General features: G+C 72.5%; 19 protein-coding genes and 1 pseudogene. 12 read left to right on the plus strand and 8 right to left on the minus strand.

The annotated features are described in order from the left end of the window. The 4 genes from purL to AC08OQ_RS06265 all read right to left on the minus strand — a co-directional run. Positions 1-2273, minus strand: a 2273-nt coding sequence (gene purL, locus AC08OQ_RS06250) for a phosphoribosylformylglycinamidine synthase subunit PurL (RefSeq protein WP_476604907.1), incomplete at its 3' end; no start/stop codon positions are given. A gap of 78 nt (positions 2274-2351) precedes the next feature. Then, a complete protein-coding gene (gene purQ / locus AC08OQ_RS06255; RefSeq protein ID WP_462203505.1) occupies positions 2352-3065 on the minus strand; it encodes a phosphoribosylformylglycinamidine synthase subunit PurQ in 714 nt (237 codons plus the stop codon). A gap of 127 nt (positions 3066-3192) precedes the next feature. Next, positions 3193-3750, minus strand: coding sequence for an ATP-binding protein (locus AC08OQ_RS06260; RefSeq protein ID WP_462186132.1), 558 nt, complete (start codon positions 3748-3750; stop codon positions 3193-3195). 64 nt (positions 3751-3814) lie between these two features. After that, complete coding sequence (locus AC08OQ_RS06265; protein WP_476599551.1) at positions 3815-4774, minus strand: NAD(P)/FAD-dependent oxidoreductase; 960 nt, start codon at positions 4772-4774, stop codon at positions 3815-3817. Between the two features lie 496 nt (positions 4775-5270). On the opposite strand from AC08OQ_RS06265, the gene AC08OQ_RS06270 reads away from it, so the two are divergent. Further along, a complete protein-coding gene (locus tag AC08OQ_RS06270) occupies positions 5271-6443 on the plus strand; it encodes a DUF5926 family protein (RefSeq protein WP_476599553.1) in 1173 nt (390 codons plus the stop codon). Positions 6444-6523: 80 nt separating this feature from the next. Continuing rightward, entirely contained in the window at positions 6524-7840 is a 1317-nt protein-coding gene (locus AC08OQ_RS06275) for a geranylgeranyl reductase family protein (RefSeq protein WP_476599555.1), read from the plus strand. A 31-nt stretch (positions 7841-7871) separates the two neighbouring features. Here AC08OQ_RS06275 and AC08OQ_RS06280 read toward each other — a convergent pair whose 3' ends face one another. Both AC08OQ_RS06280 and AC08OQ_RS06285 read right to left on the minus strand, forming a co-directional pair. Further along, positions 7872-8489, minus strand: a complete 618-nt coding sequence (locus AC08OQ_RS06280) for a MinD/ParA family ATP-binding protein (RefSeq protein WP_476599571.1) — start codon at positions 8487-8489, stop codon at positions 7872-7874. A gap of 74 nt (positions 8490-8563) precedes the next feature. Next, positions 8564-8734: pseudogene (locus AC08OQ_RS06285) on the minus strand (ParA family protein); the annotation flags it as partial. Positions 8735-9273: 539 nt separating this feature from the next. On the opposite strand from AC08OQ_RS06285, the gene AC08OQ_RS06290 reads away from it, so the two are divergent. Continuing rightward, the gene (locus AC08OQ_RS06290) at positions 9274-9531 is read left to right on the plus strand and encodes a hypothetical protein (protein ID WP_462186138.1); all 258 of its coding nucleotides are present in this window, start codon (positions 9274-9276) and stop codon (positions 9529-9531) included. Between the two features lie 606 nt (positions 9532-10137). Here the strand turns inward: AC08OQ_RS06290 and AC08OQ_RS06295 are convergent. Beyond that, a complete protein-coding gene (locus tag AC08OQ_RS06295; RefSeq protein WP_476599557.1) occupies positions 10138-10797 on the minus strand; it encodes a phosphotransferase family protein in 660 nt (219 codons plus the stop codon). Between the two features lie 321 nt (positions 10798-11118). Next, positions 11119-12540 carry a hypothetical protein gene (locus AC08OQ_RS06300; RefSeq protein ID WP_476599559.1) on the minus strand — a complete coding sequence of 474 codons (1422 nt, stop codon included), beginning with the start codon at positions 12538-12540 and terminating at the stop codon, positions 11119-11121. A gap of 838 nt (positions 12541-13378) precedes the next feature. On the opposite strand from AC08OQ_RS06300, the gene AC08OQ_RS06305 reads away from it, so the two are divergent. The 9 genes from AC08OQ_RS06305 to AC08OQ_RS06345 all read left to right on the plus strand — a co-directional run. After that, a complete protein-coding gene (locus AC08OQ_RS06305; protein WP_476604906.1) occupies positions 13379-14230 on the plus strand; it encodes a GNAT family N-acetyltransferase in 852 nt (283 codons plus the stop codon). Beyond that, entirely contained in the window at positions 14227-15162 is a 936-nt protein-coding gene (gene folP / locus AC08OQ_RS06310; protein ID WP_476599563.1) for a dihydropteroate synthase, read from the plus strand. Before AC08OQ_RS06305 ends, folP begins: the two co-directional genes overlap by 4 nt. After that, entirely contained in the window at positions 15159-15626 is a 468-nt protein-coding gene (folB, locus tag AC08OQ_RS06315) for a dihydroneopterin aldolase (RefSeq protein WP_476599565.1), read from the plus strand. Before folP ends, folB begins: the two co-directional genes overlap by 4 nt. Before the next feature lie 4 nt (positions 15627-15630). Next, positions 15631-16236, plus strand: coding sequence for a 2-amino-4-hydroxy-6-hydroxymethyldihydropteridine diphosphokinase (gene folK, locus AC08OQ_RS06320; RefSeq protein WP_462203618.1), 606 nt, complete (start codon positions 15631-15633; stop codon positions 16234-16236). After that, on the plus strand, positions 16233-16670 hold the full coding sequence (locus AC08OQ_RS06325; protein WP_476593694.1) for a DUF3180 domain-containing protein: 438 nt from the start codon (positions 16233-16235) through the stop codon (positions 16668-16670). Before folK ends, AC08OQ_RS06325 begins: the two co-directional genes overlap by 4 nt. A 1060-nt stretch (positions 16671-17730) precedes the next feature. Further along, complete coding sequence (locus AC08OQ_RS06330) at positions 17731-17964, plus strand: hypothetical protein (RefSeq protein WP_476599569.1); 234 nt, start codon at positions 17731-17733, stop codon at positions 17962-17964. Between the two features lie 498 nt (positions 17965-18462). Then, on the plus strand, positions 18463-18978 hold the full coding sequence (locus AC08OQ_RS06335; RefSeq protein ID WP_476594446.1) for a hypothetical protein: 516 nt from the start codon (positions 18463-18465) through the stop codon (positions 18976-18978). A gap of 54 nt (positions 18979-19032) precedes the next feature. Next, positions 19033-21576 (plus strand): helicase-associated domain-containing protein, encoded by a 2544-nt coding sequence (locus AC08OQ_RS06340; protein ID WP_476601378.1) that lies wholly within the window; start codon positions 19033-19035, stop codon positions 21574-21576. Between the two features lie 269 nt (positions 21577-21845). After that, a partial coding sequence (locus tag AC08OQ_RS06345; RefSeq protein WP_476611941.1) for a helicase-associated domain-containing protein occupies positions 21846-22211 on the plus strand: 366 nt, incomplete at its 3' end.

Genomic DNA, 22211 nt, shown 5'->3' on the forward strand with positions numbered 1-22211 from the left:
CCGAACAGCGCCGGCAGCGTTCCCTCGTGCGCCGCGCGCAGCTCGTCGAGGCCGACGGTGAAGGCGTCCTGTACGTCGAGGGTGTCCCCGTCGACGACACCGACGCGCCGCCACGGCAGGCCCCGCACCTCGCACATGCCGGTGAAGCGCAGTTCCTCTGTGCGGGGCACCGCGACGACGGCGCGGCCGGCCGACTCGCTGAACAGCTCGACGAACGGGTCTGATCCGGCCGGCAGGATGATCCGGGCGCCGTGCCCGCCGCGCAGGCACGACTCGACGAGCGCCTGGGCGAGCCCACCGTCGGAGAGGTCGTGCGCGGCGGTGAGCATGCCGTCGCGGGAACCGGCGACGAGGATCTCGCCGAGCAGCTTTTCCCGGGCGAAGTCGACGGCCGGCGGCTCGCCGCCGAGATGGCGATGCGTCACCCACGCCCACTCCGAGCCGCCGAATTCGTCGGCGGTGTCGCCGAGCAGGATCAGGACGTCTCCCTCCTCGGCGAAGCCGATGGGCGTCCGGCGAGTGACGTCGTCGAACAGGCCGAGTACCCCGATCACCGGGGTCGGATGGATCGGCGTCGAGCCGGTCTGGTTGTAAAACGAGACGTTGCCGCCCGTCACCGGGAGGCCGAGCCGCCGGCAGCCCTCGGCGAGGCCCGCGCACGCCTGGGCGAACTGCCACATCACCTCGGGATCCTCGGGGGAGCCGAAGTTCAGGCAGTTCGTCACCGCGATCGGCACCGATCCGGTGGCGGCCACGTTGCGGCACGCCTCCGCCAGGGCGAGCTGGGTGCCGGCGAACGGGTCGAGCCGTGCGTACCGCCCGTTGCCGTCGGTGGCGAGCGCGATCCCCAGGCCGGTGGCCGCCGACAGCCGGAGCACGCCCGCGTCCTCCGGCTGGGCGAGCACGGTGCCCGCCTGCACGTACCGGTCGTACTGGTTGGTCGCCCAGGCCCGCGAGCACAGGTTCGGGGAGGCGACCAGCCGCAGCAGGGTCTCCCGCAGCTCCGGCCCGGTCCGTGGCCGGGCGAGCCGGGCGGGCGTGGGCGCGTCCGCCCGGACCAGGTCGAAGTCGACCGGGCGGCGCAGAGGGCGCTCGTAGACTGGGCCATCGTCGGCGAGTGATCCGGGCGGAACGTCGACGACGACCTCGCCATGCCAGCGTACGGTCAGCCGACCGCTGTTGGTGACGGTGCCGATCCTGGTCGCGAGCACACCCCAGCGCTCGGCGAGGGCGAGAACCTCGGGCAGCGCCTCGGGCGTGACGATCGCCAGCATGCGCTCCTGGGACTCGCTCGCGAGGATCTCGTGCGCGGCCATCGACGCCTCGCGCAGGGGCACGAGGTCGAGGTCGACCTCCATGCCGCCGGGCTGGCCGGTGGCGATGCCCGCGGCGGTGGTCTCGGTCAGCGCGCAGGTCAGCCCGGCGCCGCCGAGATCCTGGATGCCGGTGACGAGCTTGCGGTCGAACAGCTCCAGGCAGGCCTCGATCAAGATCTTCTCGGTGAACGGGTCGCCGACCTGCACCGAGGGCCGCCGGGCCGGGCCGCCGCCCTCGTCGAAGGTCGCCGACGCCAGTATCGAGACGCCGCCGATGCCGTCCCGGCCGGTCTTGGCGCCGAGCAGGACGACGGCGTTGCCGACCCCGGTCGCCGCCGACGTCTGCACCCGATCGACCGGCATGACCCCGACGCACAGGGCGTTGACCAGCGGGTTACCCGCGTAGGTCGGGTCGAAGACGACCTCGCCGCCGATGGTGGGCAGGCCGAGGCAGTTGCCGTAGCCACCGATGCCGGCGACGACCCCGGGCAGGACCCGGGCGGTGTCCGCAGCGTCGGCCTCGCCGAAGCGCAGCGGGTCGAGCACGCCGATCGGGCGGGCCCCCATGGTCAGGATGTCGCGGACGATGCCGCCTACACCCGTCGCGGCCCCCTGGTACGGCTCGACGAAGCTGGGGTGGTTGTGCGACTCGATCTTGAAGGTGACCGCCAGCCCCTCGCCGACGTCGACGACGCCCGCGTTCTCCCCCATGCCCACCAGCAGCCGGTCCGTCGACGGGGTATCCCGGAACTGCCGCAGATGCACCTTGGAGGACTTGTAGGAGCAGTGCTCGCTCCACATCACCGAGTACATCGCGAGTTCGGCGTCGCTGGGCCGGCGACCGAGGGTCGCGATGATCAGGGCGTACTCGTCGTCGGTGAGCCCCAGCTCCCGGTAGGGCTGCTCGGCGGGGGGACTCACGGAGGTGGCCGCGGGGGCGGCGGGGTTGCCGGTCACCCTCCCATCCTCGCCGATATCCCCTGATCCGGGCTCCCGGGCGGACAAGGAGACCCCTTCGTAACCAAAAATCCCTCTTTAAGAGGAAAAAGCCGACAAAACGCCGGACAGTACCGAGGTGAACATGCGAAGCCCGCCGACCCCAGGGCCGGTGAGGTCGTCAACAGCGTGCTCGGGATGCGGCATCAGGCCCACGATCGTCCGGCTCTCGTTACAGATCCCGGCGATGTCGGCGGCCGACCCGTTGGGATTCCCGCCGACGTAGCGCACCACAACCCGCCCGGCCGCCTCGAGTTCGGCGAGCACGCCCGGGGCCGCGACATAGCGACCATCCCCGTGCTTCACCGGGATGACGATCTCCTCGCCGTCCTGGTAGCCGCGGGTCCAGGCAGTGCCCGGCGCCTCGACCCGCAACCGCTGGTCGCGGCAGACGAAGTGCAGTCCCACGTTGCGAGTCAATGCCCCGGGGAGCAGGCCGGCCTCGCAGAGCACCTGAAACCCGTTGCAGATGCCGAGAATCGGCAGGCCCGCGCGGGCCGCCGGGACGAGGGCCGCCACCATGGGCGAGAACCGGGCTATCGCACCGGCGCGCAGGTAGTCACCGTAGGAGAATCCGCCGGGCAGGATGACGGCATTGACGCCGGCGAGATCGCTGTCGCCATGCCAGAGGGAGACCGGTTCGGCACCGGCGGCCCGCACTGCGAGCGCCGTGTCCCGGTCGTCGAGGGAGCCGGGGAAGGTGACGATCCCGATCCGGGCGGGCGGGGCCGCCTCGGTCACTACCACACCCATCGCGATACCCGCCCAGATCCCTCGGAGTCCACTCCCGTCAGCGTAGCCGGTCGGATTGTGGGGCGGCCGGTCGAGGAAGGGAGTCGGCCGATCGACGAAGGGAGTCGGCGGGGGACGGCGGGAGACGTCAGACCGGATGGATGCCCTCGGCCACCTCCGGGCGGGCAGCGGGCCAGGGCCCCGTCCGCGCCCGGCTCAGCCGCTCCCCGGGAGCGATCTCCTCCCAGGTGAGAGTCTTCTCCAGATGCACGCGGGTGCCCCGATGGGGGCCGTCCACCTGGTGGAACTGCACCCGGTCCATCAGAGCGCGCATGAGAAAGATGCCACGGCCTTGCTCGGGAACATTTTCCGGCCTGGGGAAATCGCTGTTCTGGCGGGCCGTCCGATCGAGATTATCCATGCCGTCGAAACCGTCGCCGCGATCGCTCACCTCGATGATGGCGACTTCGTTGTCCACTCCCACCAAAACCTCGTACTCGTCGCTGTCATGGGCATGTAGAAGAACATTGTCGCACGCTTCTGTCAATGCAAGTTCAACATCGTAAATGCATTCTTGGCTGACGCCCAGGACTTTCAGGGACTGCGTGCAGATACGTCGAACTACGGGTATGGAGATCTCATCGTGGGGCAACGACAGGCTTACTTTGATCTCCATGCCGGAGGGTGTACCCGCGTCACGCATCATCAACCGAACGACCTACGCTGGCGCAGGCTCGATCCGGTCACATGCCATCGGTCATCGTAATCGGTTATCTCAATCGGGCGGCGAGGGCTCGGCCCAGCTCGGTGCCCGAGTGCCAGGCATTCTCGATCTTCGGTGTTCCCCGGCCGTCGCCGGCGAGCCCGATCCCACTGCCGGACAGGTAGTACGGCTGTTCGTGCGGACGGTCCGGGCGGGCGAAGGTCCACCTTTGCACGTACGTCCAACTGGGTTGCACCGTGATGGTGAGCAGGCGCCGTAGTGCCGCGACGAGATCGGGCCCGGCCGCCGCGGGGTCGGCCAGCCGCGCCCGCGCGAAATCCGGCGTCGAGTGGGCGACCAGGACGGCGGCACTGTCACCCCGGCGACGGCCGTCGTCGGCGATCCAGGCGATCGGATCGTCGTCGTGGACGAAGGCTCCGTCGATCGGTGCCCAGCACCGGTAGGGCCAGCCGGCGAGCAGCGCCAGCACCGGCGACCAGGGGCGGTCGGCGAGCTGCGCCCGCTCCTCGGTGCAGGCCGGGTCGAGATGGCGCAGCGCCTGCGGGTCGGGCATCGCGAGGACCACCGCGTCGGCGGCCTCGTCGTTGACGCGGGGACCCGGGGTGATCCGGCGGATCGGCGTGGACTGCGCGACCTGCACCCCGGCGCGGGACGCGAGGTCGGCGACCAGGGAACGCAGCCCGCGTGGGGCGGCGTACCGCAGCGGGCCGGAACGCGGCTCGGCCAAGGTGGCGGTCGGTCCACTGATTACCGACATTCGGTGCGTCCAGGGGCGTACCAGGCCACGGATGAACCAATCGTCCACGACTTCGCGGAACTCCGGCGAGGTGGCGGTGAAGTACGACGCGCCGGAGTCCACGATGCGCCCGTCTATCCACCGTGAGGCCATCCGTCCGCCGATCACGCGGCCCCGGTCACGGACATCCACGGTGATTCCCTCGGCTAGCAGTGTGCTGGCGCAGGCGATCCCAGCAATGCCCCCGCCGGCAACGACGACCTTCGCCACCGACCCCCCATATATCGAGATGAATGCCGCGGGCGCCGCCTGTCGAGCAGCCTTTCACCGGTTCCCGCGGCGTCGTCTTCCTGGATGTGCCGCCACGGTGACGGTGGCTTGCGGACGAGCGTCGATGATGCTCGCCATCAGTCCCGCCAGGGCCCGTCCGCCGAACGGCTGTGTTCATCGTGCCCATTGAGGAGGGGGCCGCGTGCGGTATCCGTGGTAATGGTTCCGCAGTGACGGGATAGTCCCTGCCGTGGAAGAGGGTTATCCCTGAATGGGCGCCCGAGATGCCGGGGATGCATCTGTCGTCGACCGGATCTGTCGGCTGTCGGCTCTCCGTCGGCCCGCTCCTACGACGGGGCCCGCTCCCGCGACGGGAGCGGTGGTGTGTGCCACGGGCGCGGCCGCCACCCGGCACCCTCGTCATCCGCCGACCATGGCTTAGCCTTACCCGCAGGAAGTCCATGACCGCGCGTGACGGCCTCTACCCCAGGAGGTCGTGATCGCTCGCCGACCCGCACCCCAGCGTCCCGGCACCCGCCCGGCACGAGTCGCCACGCCCGGCTCTGGCGGGGGAGCCGCACGGAGCCGTCGCCGCCCGTCTGTCCACGGATCCGATGGGGCCATCCCTGCCGTCGGACCGCGGGAACCCTGTCCCTGCGGGTCGGGCCGTCGTTACAAGGCGTGCCACGGCGAGCGGAACCGGCCGGCTCCCGTGCTGCGCCCGTTCGCGGGCCGCCGCGACGAGCCGGACCTGGTCGCCCTGCGGGAGCTGGTGCCCAGCGCCACCGCGCCGCTGACCCTGGCGGCGGCCTACCTCGCCGACCATCCTGAGCACGCCGACCGGCGCATCACGCTCTGCACGATGCTGCCGCAGGCCGCCCCCGCCCTGGTGCGCGAGGACGGCGAAATCCTGGTCGCCCTGCAGATCGCCCTTCCGGGTCTGGACGCATCGCGGGATGTCGCCGGTGCCCTGCTCGCCGCACTCGCCGCTGAGCCGGGGAGTGTGATCGACATCCCGCCTGCCTCCGCGCCGCGCCTCGTGGAACAACTGCCCGCGGGACTCGCCGGGTTGCCCCGGCTCACCGACCTGCTGGACCCGGCACCCCTGGGCATCACCGTTCATTCCGGGTTCGGATGGTGGCTGCCACCGTCGGACGAGGAGAGCGGTCCGAACCAGGAGGTGGCGGTGATGCTGGAGCGCGCCAACGCCACCGTGGTGCCCACCGTCCGGCTCACCTCGGTGCCGGCCGCCTACTGGTGCTACCCCGGTGACCGCTGGCACCTGCGGTGGGCGCTTCCGCTGGCCTGGCCGGGCGCGGCGGGTACTGCGGCGGGCACCGGCTCCGAGGCCGAGGCGGTCGCTCCCATCGGCGCGGGCGCCGACGTCGCCCCCACCGAGGAGGCGTTGCTGGATGCGCTGGCTCGCCTGGCTGCGGCCGAACGTCTCACGGTGGGGGAGGGCTCCAGGTTCATCGGGTTCTTCCGCGCCGACGGGCTCGTCGTTCCCGTCTGGGATCTCGCGCCCGGAAGCGAGGCGGACCGCTGTGAGGAGCCGGCCGCCGCGCTGCGGGTGGCCTATCAACGGGCACTGGCCGACACCACGGCACTGACCGCGCACGAACGCCGGGTGCGGGCGGGTCTTGTTGGACGCAGCCTCACCCTGCGCTGACGGCGTCGGCGCCAGACCGCGGTGTCGGGGTGGGGTGCGGTGTCGGGGTGGGGGTGCGGTGTCCGGGAGGATGAAGCGCCGTGAGCAGGGTTGACGATCCGGAGAACACCTTTGACGTCATTGTCGTCGGGGCGGGCCCGGCCGGTGGCAGCGCGGCGCGGGCGGCGGCGAACGCCGGGGCCCGGGTGTGCGTGCTCGAACGCTCGGCGGTACCTCGCTACAAGACCTGCGGTGGCGGCCTGGTCGGCCTTTCGGCGGATTATCTCGGCACCGAACTGACCGGTCTGGTCCGAGCCAGCGTCAGCTCGCTGACGATGACCTGGGACGGCCGCTTCGAGGTCACCCGCGGCCGGTCCGGCGGCCGTCCCTGGATGTCGATGGTGATGCGATCCGATCTGGACGCCGCTCTCCTGGCCGCGGCGGCTGCGGCCGGCGCGACCGTGCGGACCGGTGCGCACGTGGTGGGGCTGACCGAGAGCGGTCGGGATGTGACCGGGCCGGGCGAGGCCGGGATCGCAGAGGACGCCGGGGATCAGGATGACGGTTGGGTGACCGTGCGTCTCCGCGCGGGGGCGGGCCTGCGCGCTCGGGTGGTGGTGGGTGCGGACGGCACCTCGGGTCGTTGTGGCACCTATGCCGGTGTCCGCTGTGACCAGGTCGACGTCGGCCTGGAGGGCGAGTTTGTCGCCGACCCGGCGCGTGCCGCGCGATGGGCCGGGCGCATGCTCATCGACTGGGGGCCGGTGCCGGGTTCCTACGGGTGGGTGTTTCCCAAGGGACGGGTGCTCACGGTCGGCGTGATCGGTGATCGTGCCGAGGGCGCCGCGCTGCGCGCCTATTACACCCGGTTCGTCGACCGGCTCGGGCTCACCGACCTGCCGCGCCAGCATGACTCCGGACATCTCACCCGGGTGCGGGCCGTCGGCTCCCCGCTGCGTCGGGGCCGGGTATTGGTCGCGGGGGACGCAGCCGGGCTCCTGGATCCGTGGACACGCGAAGGCATCTCGTTCGCATTACGGTCGGGTCGGCTCGCCGGGGAGGCGGCCGCCGCGGCGAGTGTGGGTGTCGGTCACGCGAGGGCGGGCGTGACCCGGGCCAGGGGGGTCACGGATACAAGGCCGACTGGCCCGGGTACCACGGCGCCTAGCCCGGGTGCCACGGCGCTCGACGCCTTGGCCGCCTATCCCGCGCGCGTCGAGACGATCCTGGGCCCCGAGATGGCGGCGGGACGAGAGGTCCTGGCCGCGTTCACCCGCCGGCCGGGCGCGATGCACACGGTCATGGCGGGCCCGGGCGCCTTCGGGCTGTTCACCCGGCTCATCGAGGGACGGACCACCATCGCCCGGCAACTGCGTCGTCCCGGCGTGCGGACGGCGGTGGCGGTGCTGGGCCGCTGAGGTGCTGAGGCAGCCGGCGGTGCCAGCGGCGTCAGCCGCCCGGGTAGCCGCGGCGTTCCTCGCCGAAGCGTTCGGCCACCGCGCCGGCGATCTCCCGATAGGCCGCCCGCGTCTCCCGTTTCAGGCTCGACAGCACGATCCGTCCCCCGTCGGCCAGATGCGGGTCGAACGGGACCCGGACCACCCGTCGCGTCCGGGCTTCAAAATGCCGTTCCAGCGTGTCGACGTCGACCCGCTCGCCCTGGACGGGGAACATCGAGATCACGGCGACCGCCTCGCGGACATGGTCGGAGTAGCCATGCGCGTCCAACCAGTCGAGAGTGGCGCTCGCGCTGGACCCGCCGTCGGCGCTGGCGCTGCTCACGATCACCAGCGTGTCGGCCAGCTCCAGCACCCCGTGCATCGCACTGTGCAGGATGCCCGTCCCACAGTCGGTCAACAGGATCGAGTAGTGTCGTTGCAGCAGATCGTCGACTGCCCGGTAGTCGGCGTCCCCGAAGGTGTCCGACAGCTCCGGATCGTTGGCCGACGCCAGCACCTCCAGCCTCGAGTCGGCCTGTGACAGGTACCTGCGGACGTCCACGTACCGGTGCAGACGCGGAGCGTCCGCCAGCAGCTCGCGCACCGTGTGGGCGGAGGTGCGTGGCACCCTGGAACCCAGGTGCCACGGTCCGGGTTCGCGTCGATCGCCACCACCCGGTCATCGCGCAGGCTGGCCAGCGTGGAGCCGACCGCCACCGTCGTCGTGGTCTTGCCGACGCCGCCCTTGAGGGATATCACCGCGATGCGGTGACAGCCGTGCAGCGGGTTCCGGATGCGCGCGAGGAGCCGGCGGTCGCGAACCTCGTCGGGGGACGGACCGGGGTTCACCGCGCCCGCCGAGACCTGGTACACGAGCCTGCGCCAGCCGCGGGACGCCGTCTCTGGGGGAGCGGGCAGCAGTGCGCTGGTGGCGAGCCCCGCCCGGCCGTTTCCCGGTTCCCGGGGACCCGTCTCCCGGGGACCCGGTCCCGCCGGGCCGCCGGGCGACCCGGCGGGACCGGGATCGCGCAGCCAGGAGGGGATGCGGCCGGCTTCGGTGGGCGTGCGGGCCGGGCCAGTATGCGGGCCGCGGGCCGCCTTGCTCCCGGTTCTCGACCGGTCGGGGGGCGGCGGCGTCGAAGTCCGCCCGTCTCATCGCGGCGGTCTCCTCCAGAGCGGACGAGTTTGCCGGCGCCACCGGCGGCGTGCTCCGCCACGGATCATGGCGTTCGTCCCGCGGGGCCGGTGGCGGGCCCGGTGGCGGGGGCTGGGCGTACGGGTCGGACGGTGGCGGTGGCGGGTTCAGCGGATCGCCCCGCCAGGCCCGGGTCTCCCCCGGCGGGGGCGGCGGGTACGCTTGACCGAACACTCCGCCCGGATTCGGGGGGAACTGGTCGAGTAGCGGATCGAAGGTGCGGGTCTCGATCGGCAGCATCCTGCCGTTGTCGTTGGCACTCTCCGTGCCTCGACGGTTCATGGCCGCGGACCCGGGAGTGCCCCGATCGGTCCAGCCCGCCGAGCCGGCCGGGTGGGAACCTGTTGCCTCGGAACCCGTGGCCGACATCGGATCAACGCGGCGCATCGACGGCCAGGTGTCGGAGACGGCGGGGGACGCCGTCGGGGCGGCGGTGCCCGGCCGGAAGGCGGATGCCGCCGGCTCGGGGCGGTAGGGGCCGTCGACCGTCCAACCGGTGGCACCGGCGGAGCGCGGCTGCGCCGGACCGGTCTGCCAGTGACCCGGGTCGGCTCGGTCGGGAGACGACCGGCCGGTGTCCGTCACTGCCGGCAGTCGGCTCGCCGAACGGGACGGCTGTCGGTGGTCGGCGGCGGGGACCCGACGCGCCCGCCACGCTCCTGCGGCCCGGGATTCGCGGGGTCCCGATCTCCGACATCGCCGACCCGGATGGCGCCGATCTCCCGAGGATCATCGTTCATGATTGTTCTCCGGGCAGCACACCACCTGGTTGATCCCCGGGGCGGGCATTCCCTCCGTCGTGTTCAAGGGCCTCCCCTCCGTTCGGGCGACCCAAGCCATGAGGCCGGGGTGATCTGACGACCACGCCCAGGACGGTGGTCCGCGCCGGTAGCCCCGCTCGGAGCCGGGCGTCCGGCACGTGGACGTGACCCGCCGGACCGGCCCGACAGGTCTGACCAGAATGACATGTGGTTCCGTGGACCGCACGGCCCGGCCGGTGGAAACGGTGTGCCTCGTGTGGTGCCGGCGGCGGGGGCGTCTCCTCCCCGGGGTCCTGACAGCGAGGGTGATGAGGGAGGCGTCAACGGTAGGGGGACCAGCGGACGCCGGTGTCGCCGGAGCGCAGGCTGTCGATCCTGACCCGGAACTGGGCGGCCACCGTCGCGCTGCTCCCCAGGATCGGCACCACGCTCGTCACCAGCTTCAGTTCCCGGACCGCCCGCAGGACGGCGAACCCGTCCCAGGTGGTGACGTCGAAGTCGTAGCCCCGGGCCAGGTCGAGGTGGGCCTGAGGATCATGACCAAAGCGTAGCCGGCCGACCGCCACGGGAATCAGGTCCCATTCCGCCGGCCCCAGGCAGGTAGCGTCGAAGTCGCAGAGCAGCGCGCGGCCGTCCGCGGCCCGTACGAGGTTAGCCAGATGCGCGTCCCCATGTATGACGACCCGCGGCAGCGCGTAGCGGATGGTGGGCAGAGCCGCCGCGACCCGGCTGGTCATCTTCTCCAGGAAACGGCGGTCGGGCTTGGGGAGCGCCTCGGCGTCGGATAATCGCCGGCGGACGTCGTCGAGGGGATCCCAGCGTGGCAGCGGCGGTTCCGGCGGCGCCAGAGTGTGCAGACCGCGCAGCGCGCCGGCCAGCTCCGTGGTGTCCGGTGCCGGGCCGCCGGGCGGGGTGCCAGGTGGCGTCGCGTCGGCCCAGACCGTCGCGAGGAAGCCGGCCGCCGTGACCGGGGCCGGCACGCCGGGGAGCAGCCGGGACGGCCGGGACGTGGTTCTCCGCCAGCCAGCGGGCCACCCGGACCACCTTGCTCACCCGATGCGTCATCGCGGCCGATCCGATGATCCGGACAACCGCGCCGGCCCGTGGCAGCCGGTACACCGCGTTCACGGTTCTCTTGATCAGCACGGCGCCCGAGTCGTCCAGGCCGGCCTCAGCGCAGATCGCGCCGAGGGCGCGGCGAGTCCGCTCCGCGGTGAACCGCGCGTGGTCCGGCGAGCCCGCCGGAGGGCGCCCGCCGTCGGGCATTCCACCCTCGTACGGTCCTCGTACGGTGGCCGGCGTCAGACCGACGGGCTCGGCACGGGAACCGCGCGCCCGCCGGGCCGCTGCCGCGCCGCGGAGCGCTGCCACTCCCGGATGAGTACCGCGAGGTCCCGCACCTGGTGCACCTCGCTGTGCGGCCGGGTGGCCGCGAGCAGCTGATCCGCGCGCCCCGAGACGGAGGCCACGGTTCGCCCCCAGGAGATCTGGATCGCCTCGGTGGCCAGCGCGCAGACCTGGTCGAGTTCCAGGCGGCCCTGCCGGGCCAGCGCCAGGGCGAGATCGAGGCGGATCACCGACCGGAATCCCGGGGCGTTCATCCCGTCCAGCTTCGGCATGGCGAGATCCGCGTGCTCCTGGGCGGCCTGCGGGCGGCCGAGCAGACACAGGGCCGTCGTGGCGTTGTAGGGCACCTCGACCGGATTGAACTGGTCGAAACTCGGACCGGGACGGCCCCACCGGTCTGCCGGGATGGCGTCCGCCAGGTCGTACGCCCGGTCCAGGGCCTGGGCCGCGCCCCGCACGTCACCGAGGGCGGCGAGGGCACGCGCCTCCTGGCAGACAAGTCGGGCCCGCACGGCACCGCCACTGACGTGGGTCAGCCCGTCCCGGGCAAGGCGGAGCGCCTCGTCGGGCCGGCCGGCGTAGAACTCGTTGACGGCCGCGACTTCCCGGGCCGAGCCGCGAAGCGTACCCTCACCCACCGAGCGCCCCGCCTGGAAGCCGAGCGACGTCAGCGACCGCGCGGTCTCGATGTCACCGAGTTTGAAGGCCGCATCCGCACCCAGCACGGCGACCCGCCCCCGCAGCACGTCGCGCCGGTGGGCGTCGCCGGCGGGGATGGACCGCCGGCTGAGCCGCTCCAAGCCGCGGCGCAACCGCTCGGTCTGGGCCAGGATGTGCGCGGGTGGGGTCGCCTCGTGCGCGTCGAGGAGGTCGTCGAGCAGATCGTCGGCGCGTTCCAGAGCGAGCTGGACCGGACTGGCCGCGAGGACGTCCGAGACCTCCATGATCTGTCCCTCGGCGAGGATCGCGGTCATGACCGCCGCTCCCGCATAGCGATGGAACTGTCTGCGGTCCGAGGCGCCGGGGGCCGGGGCGCCAAGGCGCGTGGTGTGGGGGGCCGACGACGGTGTCGGCTGCGCCGGGATCGCTCCGCTCACAGCGCCGAAGGGTGCTTCGCTCACAGTGCCGAAGGATGGCGTGCCCGCAGGTACTGGTGACACATCGGTGGGGCTCGTTGCGGACTTCGTCATCGAAGGCTGGGGCGGCGGCGCCGGCTCGTAGTCCTCGGGGTGGTCGTCCGGAGGGGTGCGCGCCGGTGGGATGATGATCGACTCGGTGGTCGCCCACCAGGGTGGGAGAGGGGCCGACCGGCTCGTCGGGACCCAGGCCTCGGGGTCGGGCCCGCGCGTCGGTGAAGATCCGCTCGACTGCGGCATGCCGCGCGTCCTTCCTTCAGATAACACCACGGTCGTGACCGTGGCGACAAGGTAGTGGGGGGTAGAGCCCACTGTGAGAAGCGACCGACCGGAGGCGCACAGTGAGACCACACGCCCGCATCGGTGCCGCGACCGCCATCCTCCCTGACGGCGGTCCGGCCGGATCCAGCGATCAACGGCCGAAGTCTCCCGGCGGTCGTGCGACGGCCTCGCTGCCGCCGGCCGGTCGCTCCGGTCACTCTGGTCGGTCCGACCGGATCTGGCCCGTGTCTCGCTTTGTCAATAGTAGGAGGGAGGCTGCGCCGAAGGGTGATGGTTGTTGGTGCGCAAAGTTCCTGTCATCGTGGCTCTGCGTGGTGTTACCCGGAGGTTTCCTCTGCCGATCATGTTCGGCGGGCGAGCCGGCGGCGGTGCGATGCGGCGGTGGAGTTCGCCGGTCGGCGGTGGCGGGACGAGGAAGGGGGGCGCTGGCAGGACCGACAGGATCGCGCGGCGCAGGCTTGCGGATCATCGCCCCGGCCCGGGAGGGTCCCGGGCGACGAGCCGAGGGAGGCCGGGATGCGGCCCGCCGTCGGTCCGCTCCAGAATGGGAACGAGGCGGCAATAGCTTTGAAATCATGACATCTCGTCATGATTACCGAAAAGGTGAAGCTGGGGCCCGATGTTGGTCCGATCGGTGCCGGCGTCCATCCCTGCGTTCGGGTCGTCCATCCCTGCGTTCGGGTCGGTAGCCTCGGCATTGTGATCGATGGCTCCCCGACGTGCTTTCCGGCCGGCAGGTCGCGCAGCTGGTGTCGACCAGGCCGGCCGTGGTCGGCGCGCCGTGCCTGATGACCGCGTGGCGCGGCGTCCCGCCGATCCACTAGTCGGGCCGCGGGCAAACCTGCCATCCGCCTACGCGTCCCTGGCCCGTGAGCTCGATGACCAGGCGCACCGGGCCTGGCCGCCGTTGCGCCAGGTCGAACGGGCCGGGTGGGTGCTGCGCGAGTCCGCCGGATCGTCCCGGCGAGGCAACTCGGTCTGGGCTCGCGGTGACGTGCCCGACCTCGCCGCGGCGCTCGCCACGGTGCGGGATTTCTACACCGCCGCCGGTCTGCCGCCGACCTTCCAGCTGGCGCCCTTCTCCCGGCCGACCGGGCTCGGCGCGGTCCTTGACGCCGCCGGGTACGACGACACCGGTCCCACCGACGTCTGCACGGCGCCCCTCGCCGACCTTGTGCGTGGTGCCGACCGGGCACCGGCGGCTGCCGGCTCGGTGGGGGTGACCGTCACCACCACGCCGACGGATGAGTGGCTGGAGGTCGCTGGCCAGGTGCTGACGACATTCAACGTGCAGCGGCCCGGCACGCTCGCGGTGCTCTCGGCGCTGCGGCTGCCCACCATCTACATCACCCTGACCGTGGACGGCGTACCGGCGGCGGTCGGACGCGGCATCGCGGACGACCGTTGGCTGGGTGTCTACAGCATGGCGACCCTGCCTGTGGCCCGTGGCCGGGGCGCGGCCCGCCGGGTCATCGCGGCACTCGCCGAGTGGGCGGCGGGCAGAGGCGCCACTCATGCGTATCTGCAGGTCGAAGAGATCAGCGCCGCGGCGCGGGGCCTGTACGCCGATCTTGGTTTCCGGCCGGTCTACCGCTACGCCTACCGCCGTGCGCCGCTGGGCGCGACGTCCGGTGGAGGTCTCCCATGAGCGGGACCGTCGAGGAACTCCTCGTGCCGGGCGGCCTGACCAGGGTGATGGGCGTCATCAACGTCACGCCGGACTCGTTCTCGGACGGCGGTACCTATCTCGATCCGCTGGAGGCGGTCCGGGCCGGGCTGCGGATGGTCGACGACGGGGCGGATCTCGTCGACGTCGGTGGCGAGTCGACCCGACCGGGCGCGTCCCGGGTCATCGCCGCCGAGGAGATGCGTCGCGTGCTCCCGGTGGTGGCCGAGCTCGCCGCCGCGGGCGTCCGGGTCAGCATCGACACCAGCCGTGCCTCCGTGGCCGCCGCCGCGGTCGACGCCGGGGCAGTGCTCGTCAACGACGTGTCCGGCGGCGCCGATCCCGATCTGCTCGGTCTCGTCGCCGACCGCGGCGTGCACTATGTGCTGATGCATGCGCGGGGGACCAGTGCGGACATGGCGTCCCGGGCGGTGTACCGCGACGTGGTCGCGGAGGTGGTCTCGGAACTCGTGGACCGGCTCGAGGCCGTGCTGGCCGCCGGGATCGCCGAGGATCGGGTCATCCTTGACCCCGGCCTCGGCTTCGCCAAGACCGCCCGGCACAACTGGACGCTTCTGCGCCACATCGACGCCTTCTTCGCGCTCGGCTGGCCGCTGCTGGTCGGCACGTCCCGCAAGTCGTTTCTCGGCTCGGTACTGGCGGGCGCGAACGGCTCGGCCCGGCCGGTCGCAGACCGGGACGACGCCACCCAGGCGACCACCGCGTTGCTGGCCGCGGCCGGGGTGTGGGGCGTGCGGGTGCATGCCGTCCGGCCGGCCGCCGACGCCGTGCGGGTCGTGCGCGCCTGGCGGGACGATGGTGACCGGCCCGGGGACGGACCCGAGGTCGATCCCGGCTGGGCCGTGGACGCCGGCCGGGTGGAAGACCGGGAGGCTCCGTGGGTTCCGCGGTGACGGGTTCCGCGGCGGAGGTCGCCTCCCGACCGAGGGCCACGTCGCTCGACCGGATCACCCTGTCGGGGCTGCGGGCTCGCGGCCACCACGGGGTTCTGGCGGCGGAACGGGATCTTGGCCAGGAGTTCGTCGTCGACGCCACGCTGTGGCTCGACCTCTCCTCGACAGCGTCCCACGACGACGTGACCCGCACCGTGCACTACGGCGAGCTTGCCGAGACCCTTGCCGGGATCGTTACCGGAGAACCCGTGAATCTGATTGAGACCCTCGCCGATCGACTCGTCCGCGCCTGTCTGCGGGACGGTCGGGTGATGCGGGCCGAGGTGACTGTCCACAAGCCCGCGGCCCCGATCGCGGTTCCGTTCGCCGACGTCGCGGTGACGATCGTCCGGAACCGGGTCGACGGCGTCGAGTCGGTGACCGCGCCGGACGCGGCCGCGGGGGTCGCCACCGATGGCGGGTGATCGGATGACCCGGCCGGACCATGCGGTGCTGTCGCTCGGGTCCAACCTCGGTGATCGTCTGGGCCGGCTGTCCGCCGCCGTCCACCGGCTCGACCGCGCGCTGGGGGTGCTCGCCGGCTCACCGGTGTACGAGACGGCACCCGTCGGTGGACCCGAGCAGGACGACTACCTGAACGCCGTCGTCCTGGTGCGTCCGGCGCCCCCGCGTGATCTGCTCGAGGTCGTCCGCGAGGTGGAGGAACGGGCCGCGCGGGTCCGGGCCGTCCGGTGGGGCCCGCGAACGCTCGACGTCGATGTCATCGCGGTCGGTGACCTGCGCAGTGACGACCCTGAGATCCTCGTGCCGCATCCCCGAGCACATCTGCGGGCCTTCGTCTGCGTGCCCTGGCTGGACGTTGATCCCGAGGCGACGCTGCCTGGGCACGGGCGGGTCGCCGATCTGGTCGCCCGGATGGCCGTGGGGAACCACCCGGCCGGTCTGCGCCGGACCCCGTGGTCGCTGTCGGATCTCGTGGTCGAGGCGGATCTCGTCGTCGAGGCGGATCCCAGGGCCGGTGCCGTCACCGATCCCGCCGTCGGCGGCAGTGATGCCGGAGAGGCGGCCAGGTGAGACCGACCCGGGCGCGTGATCTCATCGCGGTCGCGGTGGCGTTCGGGGCACTCGGGTACCTGCTCCTGTGGTGGGCGTACCGATCGATTCCCACGCTGCCGCGAACGGCGTCGGTGTCGGTTCTCATGATCGGCGCCCTCGAGCTCCAGGTCGCGTCCCTGACCCGCCGCCGGCTGGAGGGACGGCCGGGAACGCGCCCGATCCTCCCGCTCACGGTCGCCCGGCTCGCCGCGTTGGCCAAGGCGAGCTCCGTCGTCGGAGCGGCGCTCGCCGGCCTCTGGGCGGGTGTGTTCGGCTACACCATGCCCCGCACGGGGGAGTTCCCGACCGCGGGGGGCGACGCGCTCACCGCGGGTCTCGGGTTGGCCGCGGCGATGGTGCTGCTGACCGGCGGCCTCATCCTCGAACGGGTGTGCCGGGTCAAGAAGCGTTAGCCCGGCCCGCCCTGGTTCTGGGCGGAATGTTCCGATGGAACACCGAAAAGTGGTGCGACCACCGATGGGCTGACTGTGCCGATTCGTGTTGGCAGGGCTACTCTGGGATAGATTGCGATATATGACCGTGGTCGGTGTCGGGATTGTCCTGGACCACCTTCGTAGGGTGGTGATTGTCGGCGTTGTTCATGTCGTCGGTGGATGGTGCGGTGACGTGGCGCCTGGGCGCCGGGGGCGGGAAGGGGCGGGTGGTGGTCGCTGAGGGCAGGAACTCGCACGGTGACACACGCGCGCAGCCGCGACTGAATCACAGTCGGGCGGATCATGATCGGGTAGATCATGGTCGGGTGGGCGGTGGCGCCGATCCCGGCCCACCCGCCGGTCCGGTTCACGACCCGGCGCGGAACTTCTCGGACCCCGTGCGTGACCTCCCCGACAACGCGGCTCGGACCGAGCGGATCCGGTCGGGTCCGGCAGCTGAGGGAACCGCCGCGCCCCGGCGCCGCCAGCCGTCCGAGGGTCGGATCGTCGCGTTCAGCACGCTGGCGACGAGATCCGCCAGGAGGCCCGGGCCGGCGGAACGGCCCGACCACCGCGGCGGTTGGCATGACCCGCGCGGTGCGGGTGTCTCCCCGCCGGGTGGGGCCGATGACCTCCGGCACCGACCCGCGTATTCCTCGTCTCCCCCGGACCCGCGCGCGCCGTCCGGGCCGGACCGGGGATCTCCTCCGGACCCGGACGGCTTCTCCCGGGGAGGCGGTCGGCCGGGTTCCGGGCTTCGGCCGGGTTCCGGGCTACTGGACGAGGTCAGCTTCACCGGGTACCAGCACGCGATCAGGGACGACGACCCACGGACCGCCGGGGAACCCTGGCGCCCCTCGAACCGGATGTCACCGGGCGGTGCCTCCGGCCGGCCACGAGCGGACCCGCTGGGACAGGGCCGGCGGGGGAGCCCTGAAGCCGACGGGCCGGATGTCGGTGACGCCGCCGCCGGTGACGCCGCCGCCGGTGACGCCGCCGCCGTCCCGGAGCCGGCCCGCCCGCACGGCCGCACGGCCGCGTGGCCGGTAGCCGAGCCCGTACCCGAGTCCCGGCCGGAGGGGGCCGCCAGCACCGTAACCCGGTACTCAGCGCGATTCAGGCGGCGGTGCTCGTGGCGGTCCTCGTCGTCGGCGTCTCGCTCGGCCGGACACTGGCCCTGCCCGGTGACGCCGGGACGATGTCCCGGGTCGCGGACTGGGGACGGGTGAACCATCTGTCCTTCCTCGTGGACCAGTTCGACCGGCGTCGTTAGGGCCTGGCGTCTTAGGGCCTGGCGTCGTCAGGGCATGCTGCCTGGATCCGCGGCCGTCGGAGCGGCCCGGCGGGGGCATGCCCGGCGGGCGCCGTCGGCGGAGATGGGGCTTCGCGGCTCAGGCCCGCAAAAAGTTCGCAAAGATGGCGTACAACGTAGAGGTTTGCCGACCAGAGAGCGATTGTTGTCATCGTTGCCGTACTTGTCGCTTTATGGCCTCCATTGAGTATGATCGAATCAATGTCCGGGTAACCTGCGAATCCTCGGCCACGCGGACCATCCGGGCCGGCGGAGCAGGAGAAGCGGTCCCGGCGAAATTGGTTGCGCCCAGTTTGCCGAATCCTCTTGCATCCGATGGCCCCGGGCGTGTGAAATCGGTATCGGTAGGTCTGTCGCATTCCGTCGACCTCGCCGCGAAGAGGCCCGTCTCGGGCATCCTGGTCGCCGACGTTCGGCCGAGCGCGCGTCCTGGCCTGCCAAAGCATCCAGGGAGGCCACGTGCGTCCAAGACCCGCACCTTCTCCTGCGGCACCCCTGACCGTGAACAGTGGCGGCCAGGGGCGGGTGAGTCAGGACCGGGCCGGGCAGGGTCATGTCGGCAACGGCCGGGCCGGGCAGCTCCCGGACGCCTCCGATGGACCCGGCCGGCTGCCCACCGAGGCCGAGGCTGCCGCGATCACGGCGGCGGTCTTCGACAGCCCGCTGGTGTCCAGGGTGTCGCCGGATGGTCTGCGCATCACCGGCATCCGCACCTCGACCGGCGCACCCGACTGGGCGTTCGCGGTGTTGTCCCCGCCGGGCGGTACCGATCCGGCGATCGCGGTGCTGCGGTGGGACACCAGCTGCGGATGGGTGCTCGACCAGGTGGGGACGGCTCGGGTCGGGATCGGCGGTGGAGCGGCCGGACGGCACGACGACCTGCCGCGCGGGGCCATCACCCGTCGCCGCGGTGCCGGTGTCCGCCGCGGTTGCGAATCCGGCATCCGCCCAGGTGACGCGGCACGGCCCGGCTGAGCGACGGCGCCCTGCCGGCCTGGCGCCGCGCCAGCTACCGTCGTGAGGGTGTCGATGCCGGCCACCGAGGCCTCAGGACAGCCCGGGACCCTCGTGGACTGGTTGCGTGCGCTTCCGGATCAGGCGTTGACCCGGCTCTTCCTCCTACGGCCGGACCTGGCGATGCCGCCCCCACCGGACTTCGAGGTGCTTGCGGCCCGCCTGGAGATCCGGGTCAGCGTGGCCCGCGCGTTGGAACGTCTCGACACGGGCGCCTGCGAGCTCCTGGAGGCGTTGACGATCCTTCCCCGGCCGGTGTCCCTGGCGGAGCTGACAAGGTTCTGCGGGCATCCGGAGGTGTCCGAGCCGGTGGGCCGGCTTCGTGACCTCGGGCTCATCTGGGGCGACGACGACGAGCTGCGGGTTACCGGGATGGTCGTCGACCTCCTCGGCGTGCGCCCGCTGGGGCTCGGCCGTCCCGTGCGAGCCTGCCTGACGACGTACCGGCAGTCCCAGCTCGCCCGGCTCCTGACCGCGGCCGGCCTGCCGGTGCCCCGGGGCGCGGCCGACGAGACGGCGACCGGGTTCGCCGTCCGGGAAGCGATGATCGAGGCGTTGAGCGGCGCCTTCGCGGACGCGGATCGGGTCCGGGAGTGGATCGACGCCTGCTCCTCCCGGGCGCGGCAGCTGCTGGACCGGCTGGCCGCGGGTCCGGCACTCGGCGCCACTACGGAGGCGGGCCGGTTGCTGGGGTTGCCCGCGGCCCGGACCCCGGTGGAGGAGCTGCTCGCCCGCGGCCTGCTCGTCGGATTGGACGAGGAGACCGTCGAGCTGCCGCGCGAGGTTGGGCTGGTCGTGCGCGGCGAGCATCCGGCCGGGGTCCTGCACCCGCACCCGCCCGCCGTCGAGGGAGAGGTCGTCGGGGTGGCGGCGGCCGACGCCGCGGCGGCCCTGGCGGCGGACACCCTCGTCCGGTGGGTCACCACCCTGCTGGACGCCTGGGGCGCGAGCCCGGTCACCCCGCTGCGCACCGGCGGGTTGAGCGTGCGAGACCTGCGGGCCGCCGCGAAACTGCTCGACGTCGACGAGCGGGCCGCGGCCTTCGTGGTGGAGCTGGCCGCGGCGGCCGGCCTGGTCGACACGACCGCGGGGGTCGACGTCCAGTACGTGCCGACCACGGCCTACGACCGCTGGGGCACCGACCTGGTAGCTGCCCGGTGGGCCGTACTGGTCGAGGGCTGGCTGCGCTCGTCGACCGCCGCCTGGCTGGTTGGCGAGCGGGACGAGCGGGGCCGGCAGATCGCTCCCCTGTCGCTGGACGTGCGGCGACCGGCCGCGCAGGACCTGCGTGCCCAGGTCCTGCGGGCGCTGGCCACGGCGCCCGCCGGGGTGGTGCCGACCGCGGAGTCGTTGCGTGCCCTGTTGACCTGGCGAGCGCCGCGGCGCGGCGGAACGCTGCTTGCCGGGACGATCGACGGAACGATTGTCGAGGCCGAGCTGCTTGGGCTGACCGGCCGGGGCGCGCCGAGCACGGTCGGTCGGTTACTCGCCGCCCAGCTCGACGCGGAGAACGCCGATCCGGCGCGGAACGCGGGCGTGCCGAGCCGATCGGCGGCTGGTGATCCCGCGCTGTGCGCCAGGCTCGCCGACGCGCTCGCGCCGCTGCTGCCCGAGCCGGTCGAGGAGCTGCTGCTGCAGGGGAATCTCACCGCGGTTGCCCCGGGCCCGCTGGTACCCCGGGTGGCTGCGGAGCTGGCGCGGATGGCGGACGTCGAGTCCGCGGGCGCGGCCACCGTCTACCGGTTCTCCGAGGCCTCGCTGCGTCGCGGCCTGGACTCGGGCCTGGTGGCGGAGGACATCCACGCGATGCTCGCCCGCCTCGGTCGAGGCGGGGCGCCGCAGGCCCTCACCTATCTGATCGACGACACCGCCCGGCGGCACGGCCGGTTGCGGGCTGGTCCTGCCGCGAGCTACCTGCGCTGCGAGGACACGGCGCTGCTCGCCGAAGTGGTCGCCAACCGGCGTACCCAGGCGTTGGGGCTGCGCCGGATCGCGCCGACGATCGTCATCTCCCCACTGCCGACCGCGGAGGTGCTCGTCGGCCTGCGCACCGCCGGGTTCGCACCGGTCGCGGAGGCCCCGGACGGGCGGGTGGTGCTGCGCCGGCCCGCCGCCTATCGGACGCCGGCGCGCCCCCGCGTGGCGTCGGTCGACGTGGCCGGCACCCGGATCAACCAGCTGCGCGACGTGGTCCGGCTGGTCCGCCGAGGCGACGACAGCGCACGGGCGGTCCGGGCAGCCGGTGAGGTTCCCGGCATCGAGGTCGGGCTCACCCGGTCCGCGCCGTTGATCCTGGTGCTGCTGCAGGGAGCCGTCCGGGACCGGCGCCGGGTGCTGCTGGGCTACGTCGACCAGCAGGGTGCGCCGAGCGACCGGATCGTGCGGCCCACCGCTGTCGAGGGCGGCTGGCTCACCGCGTGGGACGAACTCAGCGCCGGCCCGCGTCGTTTCGTCCTGCACCGGGTGACCGGCGTCGCCGACATCGACGACGCGTTCGGCGGGCCGCCGGTGGCGGCGGACTGGTCGGCCGCCGCGGAGGATCTCGCCGATCCGCCATGAGCCGGGCGGGCCGGTGCCGGTGTGCCCGCCTGCCTGCGGGACCCGCGGTGGTTTCAGTCGGGCTTCGGCCCCTCTGGTTACCGTGTCGGTGGTCGGCTGTACCGTCGAAGGGCGCCGGTGAACGAGCAGCGTGCCGCCGGTGTGATCGTGCCGGTGCGACGCCGGTGGCTCGCACCGCACCGATTGGTGCAGGGCGGCTCGTGTTGGTGGTTCACTAATGGGTCGATACCCACGGTGGAACCTACGGCGGACGGAAAGGGCGGTGGCGGGTGACGGATGGCCCGTTGATCGTCCAGTCGGACAAGACGTTGCTGCTTGAGGTCGAGCATCCGAGTGCTGCCGAGGCGCGGTCGGCCATCGCTCCGTTCGCCGAGCTCGAACGGTCTCCGGAGCATGTGCACACCTATCGGGTGACGCCGCTGGCGCTGTGGAACGCCCGTGCCGCCGGCCATGACGCCGAGCAGGTTGTCGATGCGCTGGTTCGCTTCTCCCGTTACGCCGTGCCGCACGCCCTGCTTGTCGACATCGCCGACACGATGGATCGCTACGGTCGGCTGCGCCTGGAGAACGACCCGGCCCACGGGCTGGTGTTGCGTGCTCTCGACCGGGTGGTGCTCGTCGAGGTGGCCCGGGCC

It is taken from the genome of Frankia sp. CcCS3 (assembly GCF_977927575.1).

Excerpts from the sequence above, each read along its gene's own strand:
- purQ (WP_462203505.1), bottom strand. The coding sequence starts at position 3,065 with ATGGGTGTGGTAGTGACCGAGGCGGCCCCGCCCGCCCGGATCGGGATC.
- AC08OQ_RS06260 (WP_462186132.1), bottom strand. The coding sequence starts at position 3,750 with ATGATGCGTGACGCGGGTACACCCTCCGGCATGGAGATCAAAGTAAGC.
- AC08OQ_RS06300 (WP_476599559.1), bottom strand. The coding sequence starts at position 12,540 with ATGCCGCAGTCGAGCGGATCTTCACCGACGCGCGGGCCCGACCCCGAG.
- folP (WP_476599563.1), top strand. The coding sequence starts at position 14,227 with ATGAGCGGGACCGTCGAGGAACTCCTCGTGCCGGGCGGCCTGACCAGG.
- folK (WP_462203618.1), top strand. The coding sequence starts at position 15,631 with ATGACCCGGCCGGACCATGCGGTGCTGTCGCTCGGGTCCAACCTCGGT.
- AC08OQ_RS06340 (WP_476601378.1), top strand. The coding sequence starts at position 19,033 with ATGCCGGCCACCGAGGCCTCAGGACAGCCCGGGACCCTCGTGGACTGG.